This is a genomic window from Falsiroseomonas sp. (genome assembly GCF_030695085.1).
GTDB lineage: Bacteria > Pseudomonadota > Alphaproteobacteria > Acetobacterales > Acetobacteraceae > Falsiroseomonas.
Genome location: NZ_JAUYTS010000227.1, coordinates 1 through 3,398 on the forward strand (window position 1 = coordinate 1; position 3,398 = coordinate 3,398).

A 3,398-nucleotide genomic window follows, 5' to 3' on the forward strand; every position below is an offset into this window, starting at 1 on the left:
GGCCCCGGCATCATGGAAGCCGCCAATCGCGGCGCCGCGGATGTCGGCGCGCCCTCCATCGGCTTCAACATCACCCTGCCGCATGAGCAGGCGCCGAACGCGTTCTCCACCCCGGCGCTGACCTTCCGCTTCCACTATTTCGCCATGCGGAAGATGCACCTGGCGATGCGGGCCAATGCGCTGGCGGTGTTCCCCGGCGGCTTCGGCACCTTCGACGAGCTGTTCGAGCTGCTGACCCTGGTGCAGTCCCGCAAGGTAGGCCCCCTGCCCATCGTGCTGTTCGGCAGCGCCTATTGGAACGAGGTGGTGAATTTCGAGGCGATGGCCCGGCACGGCATGATCGCCAAGGAGGATCTCAGGCTGTTCGAGGTGGTGGACGAACCGGAGGAGGGCTGGGCCGCCCTGGTACGCCGCGGCCTGCGCGCCCACACGCCACCGTCCCAGGCGCCCGGGCCCGCAGCCGAGCCGGCACCGCCACCGAAGCGCCGCGCGCGACGCTGAGGGTCCGGGGCGCGCCTCATCGGCGCAGCACCAGCAGCCCCGCCAACCCCTGCAGCGCCAGCGTCGCCCACAGCGCCGCCTCCGTGCCTGCCGATTCGCGCAGCAGCCCGAACACGGCCGGGGCGAAGGCATAGAGCGCCTGGTTGATCGCCTGCATCAGCGCCACAACCCGCCCCACCTCGGCGGCCGGAAACTCCGCCTGGGCGATCAACGGCGGCAGCGACAGCAGGTTGCCCACCCCCATCCCGAACAGCGCGCAGCCGGCCAGCAGCAGCGGCACGGACCCATTCGCCGAGACCAGCGCCAGGCTGCCGGCCATCTGCACCGCGAAGGTGGCCGCCGCCGCCCAGCGCCGGCGCGGGCCATCCGGCAGCACCCAGGCGGTCACGGTGCGGCCGATCAGCGCGAAGCTGGTCACCAGCGCCATGGCAAGCCCCGCCCCGCGCACGCCGAGCGCCGGCAGCAGCAGGGACACCAGATGCGTCACCAGCCCCATCTGCGCGAACAGCCCGATGGCGAAGGCGATCGACAGGCCGCGGAACACCGGGTCCCGCAGCAGCGCGGCACGGCCGCGCGCCGGGGCGGGCGCCGCCGCCGGGGCAGGCGGGGCAGCCAGCCCATCGGCATGCTGGCCGAATTCCGCCGGCCCGCGCCCCAGCACCCGCGCGGCCAGCGGCCAGGCCACCGCCAGCAACAGCGCGGCCACCACGGCGGTGGCCCGCCCAAAGCCGAAGCCGGCGATCAGCCAGGCCCAGAAGGGCGTCATCAGGATGCCGCCGAAGCTCGCGCCGTTGAAGGCCATGGCCAGCGCCGCCGGGCGCCGGCGGTCGAACCAGGGGCTCAGCATGGCGTTGATCGCCGCCCCGCTGGTCAGCGCCCAACCCACCCCGGTCAGCATCGCCGCGCCGAACATCATCCAGGGCGCCGACCCGAACCCCCAGCCGAGCAGCCCGGCGGCGGAGGCCGCGACGCCGCCCTGTGTCACCGCCGCGATGCCGAAGCGGCGGTGCAGATCCGGCAAGCTGGCCACCAGCGCGGCGGCCACCAGGAAATGCCAGGTCACGGCAGCCGAGAGCAGGCCCAGCGACCAGCCACGGCTTTGCGCCAGGGTGGCCATGAACACGCCCGGCCCATAGAAGCCGATTCCCCAGGCAAGCACGGCCAGCGCAAAGGCGCCCGCCACCACCCTCCAGCCCCGGAATCCGCCTGCCATCTGCCGATCCTGGCCCGCCGCGCGCCGTCCCGGAAGCCGTTCGCGCGCCGGAGATAGGTTGCCGCAACGCAATACGCATGCTAAGGCGCCGCGGCCGCATAAACGGGGTGGTCACACCTGCCCCCGGGCCCGCGTGCCGCATTTCACGCTCCGACCAGAGACAGGACCGGGATCCCCTTGGCCTCCGAAGCGACCACCGTTACCTCGGCCTTCACCCAGGCCCCGAACCCAACCGGGCTGTCGGAGCGCTATGCGCTCGCGCTGTTCGGTATCGTCGATGATCTGCATGCGACCGAGCCCGGCGCCGCCGACCGGATCGCCGCCGATCTCGACCGGCTGTTCCGCCTCTGGCAGGAAGATGCCGGCTTCCGGTCCTTCGTGGCGGATCCCCGCTATGACAGCACGGAACAGAAGCGCGCGATCTTCGCAGTGCTGGAGCGTGTCGGCATCGGCACCGAAATCCGCAACCTGCTGGGCGTGATGATCATCAACCGGCGCCTCGCGGCGCTGCCGGAGGTTGCCGCCAGCTTCGGCGCGCTGCTTTCGGCCCGGCGTGGCCAGCAGATTGCCACCGTCTCCACCGCCCATGGCCTGACCGATACGCAGCGCGCGCAGATCGTCGCGCGGCTGACGGAGGCCGGATATTCCGGCGTGCAGCTGAAGGAAAGCGTGGACCCGACCCTGCTGGGTGGTCTCGTCGTCCGTATCGGCTCGCGCCTCTATGACAATTCTCTCAAGTCCAAGCTGCAGCGCCTGCAGTACGCCATGAAGGGGGCCGCCTGATGGATATCCGTCCTGCCGAAATCTCGGAGATCCTGAAGGCTCAGATCTCCGGTTTCGACGCCGAAGCCAATGTCGCCGAAGTCGGCACCGTGCTGACCGTGGGCGACGGCATTGCCCGCGTCTTCGGCCTGCAGAACGTCATGGCCGGTGAGCTGGTGGAATTCCCCGGCGCCGGCATCAAGGGCATGGCGCTGAACCTCGAGACCGACAATGTCGGCGTCGTCATCTTCGGCGACGACCGCGGCGTGAAGGAAGGCGACACCGTCTCCCGCACCGGCGAGATCGTGGACGTCGGCGTCGGCAAGGGTTTCCTCGGCCGCGTCGTGGACGCGCTGGGCAACCCGATCGACGGCAAGGGCCCGATCGCCATCGAGAAGCGCATGCGCGTCGAGGTGAAGGCCCCGGGCATCATTCCGCGCAAGTCGGTGCATGAGCCGATGCAGACCGGCATCAAGGCGATCGACGCCCTGATCCCGATCGGCCGTGGCCAGCGCGAGCTGATCATCGGTGACCGCCAGACCGGCAAGACCGCCGTCATCCTGGACACCATCATCAACCAGAAGGTGGCCAATGAGGCCGCTGGCGATGATGAATCCAAGAAGCTGTACTGCATCTACGTCGCCATCGGCCAGAAGCGCTCCACCGTCGCCCAGTTGGTGAAGACGCTGGAAGAGAACGGCGCGATGGAATATTCCATCATCGTCGCCGCCACCGCCTCCGACCCGGCGCCGATGCAGTTCCTGGCCCCCTATACCGGCTGCACCCTCGGCGAGTATTTCCGCGACAACGCCATGCACGCGGTCATCTTCTATGATGACCTGTCGAAGCAGGCTGTCGCCTATCGCCAGATGTCGCTGCTGCTGCGCCGCCCGCCGGGTCGCGAGGCCTATCCGGGCGACGT

General features: G+C 69.9%; 3 protein-coding genes and 1 pseudogene. 3 read left to right on the forward strand and 1 reads right to left on the reverse strand.

The genetic code is table 11. The features are described 5' to 3' along the window. On the forward strand, positions 1–501 hold a 501-nt coding region (locus Q8S40_RS23205; RefSeq protein ID WP_305672310.1), incomplete at its 5' end, for an LOG family protein. 16 nt (positions 502–517) lie between these two features. On the opposite strand, the gene Q8S40_RS23210 is transcribed toward Q8S40_RS23205, so the two are convergent. Beyond that, entirely contained in the window at positions 518–1,714 is a 1,197-nt protein-coding gene (locus tag Q8S40_RS23210) for an MFS transporter (RefSeq protein WP_305672311.1), read from the reverse strand. A 177-nt stretch (positions 1,715–1,891) separates the two neighbouring features. Here Q8S40_RS23210 and atpH point away from each other — a divergent pair, with 177 nt between their 5' ends. Continuing rightward, complete coding sequence (gene atpH / locus Q8S40_RS23215) at positions 1,892–2,497, forward strand: ATP synthase F1 subunit delta (protein ID WP_304812020.1); 606 nt, start codon at positions 1,892–1,894, stop codon at positions 2,495–2,497. After that, positions 2,497–3,398 (forward strand): annotated as a pseudogene (locus tag Q8S40_RS23220) (F0F1 ATP synthase subunit alpha); the annotation flags it as partial. The gene atpH and the pseudogene Q8S40_RS23220, both read left to right, overlap by 1 nt.

What these genes read in the sequence shown, in the direction of transcription:
- Q8S40_RS23210 (WP_305672311.1), bottom strand. Translation starts at nt 1,714, where the DNA reads ATGGCAGGCGGATTCCGGGGCTGGAGGGTGGTGGCGGGCGCCTTTGCG.